Annotated in this window: 2 protein-coding genes; both read left to right on the top strand. The window is 40.3% G+C overall.

The window, feature by feature from the left end:
• Positions 1 to 87 precede the first annotated feature (87 nt).
• On the top strand, positions 88 to 1125 hold the full coding sequence (locus tag PGX78_RS08035; protein ID WP_002837184.1) for an IS1595-like element ISSag10 family transposase: 1038 nt from the start codon (positions 88 to 90) through the stop codon (positions 1123 to 1125).
• On the top strand, positions 1080 to 1291 hold a 212-nt coding region (locus PGX78_RS08030), incomplete at its 3' end, for a nucleotidyltransferase domain-containing protein (RefSeq protein ID WP_442864819.1). The genes PGX78_RS08035 and PGX78_RS08030, both read left to right, overlap by 46 nt.

Genomic DNA, 1291 nt, shown 5'->3' with positions numbered 1-1291 from the left:
GGCTCTGTCACAACAAATGGTTGATTTTGACGAGAAATAGCGTATAATAATAGTAAGAAACAGTACCACCGAAGGAGGTAATTGGATATGCCTACTATCAAAGACGCATTAGATATTATCGGTAAGTTGACTGTCGCAGAGCAGGAAAGCCTTAAAACAATGCTTTTAAGTCCTGCCTTTGTAAAGTCTTTGAATATTGAAGATTTCGTAGCAAAGGAACGCTTTGCAAATGGTCGTGTATGCCCTCTTTGTGGCTGTATCCATGTGGTTCGCAATGGTCATCGTAAAGATGGCACACAGCGATATGTATGTAAGGATTGTGGCAAGTCCTTCGTGATTGCTACGAACTCCATTGTGTCTGGTACAAGAAAAGACTTGTCCGTGTGGGAGCAGTACATTGATTGTATGATGAATGGCTTATCCATTCGTAAGACTGCTGTTGCTTGTGGGATTCACAGAAACACCGCATTCCTTTGGAGACACAAGATTTTGGATGCACTTCAGAATATGGCAGACGATGTTACCCTTGACGGCATTATTGAGGCTGACGAAACTTTTTTCGCCATCTCGTACAAGGGCAATCATAGCAAGAGTAAGACATTTGCTATGCCACGCAAGGCTCATAAGCGTGGTCATTCTACACATATCAGAGGCTTGTCCCAAGAAAAGGTATGTGTTCCTTGTGCGGTTAATAGGAATGGCTTGTCTATCTCCAAGATTACGAATACTGGTAGAGTTTCTACAAGAGATTTACATCATATTTATGATGGTAGGATTAAGACCAATTCCACTCTTGTTACGGACAAGATGAACTCCTATGTGAGATTTACAAATGCCAATGGCATTGACCTTGTGCAGTTAAAGACTGGCAAAGCCAAGAAAGGCATTTATAATATCCAACATATCAATAGCTACCATAGCCAGCTAAAGAGGTTTATGCGTGGCTTTAACGGTGTTTCTACCAAGTATCTGAACAACTATCTTGTGTGGAATAACCTTGTAAATTACGCCAAAGAAAGCGACATGGAGAAAAGGAACATCTTCTTAACTTTCGTTTTGGCAACATTGAAAACTGCTAAATGCAGAGATTTATCAAACAGACCAGCAGTTCCTCTGGTCGCCTAATTAGAATTTGTGGAGATGATAAGATGGTCAATATAACAGATGTAAAACAGATTCTTCAATTTGCAATAGATGCGGAGATTAAAGTCTTTCTTGATGGTGGCTGGGGTGTAGATGCTCTTCTTGGATATCAGTCAAGAGCCCATAATGATATTGACATTTTTGTAGA

Origin of the sequence: Megasphaera sp. AF13-6AC, from assembly GCF_027685385.1 — a bacterium.
Taxonomy (GTDB): Bacteria; Bacillota; Negativicutes; order Veillonellales; family Megasphaeraceae; genus Megasphaera; species Megasphaera micronuciformis.
Note: the sequence above shows the minus strand (reverse complement) of the source record. Positions and strands in the feature narration are given on the sequence as shown.

Bases quoted from the DNA above. Each gene is read 5' to 3' on its own strand.
- PGX78_RS08035 (WP_002837184.1), top strand. From the start codon at position 88: ATGCCTACTATCAAAGACGCATTAGATATTATCGGTAAGTTGACTGTC.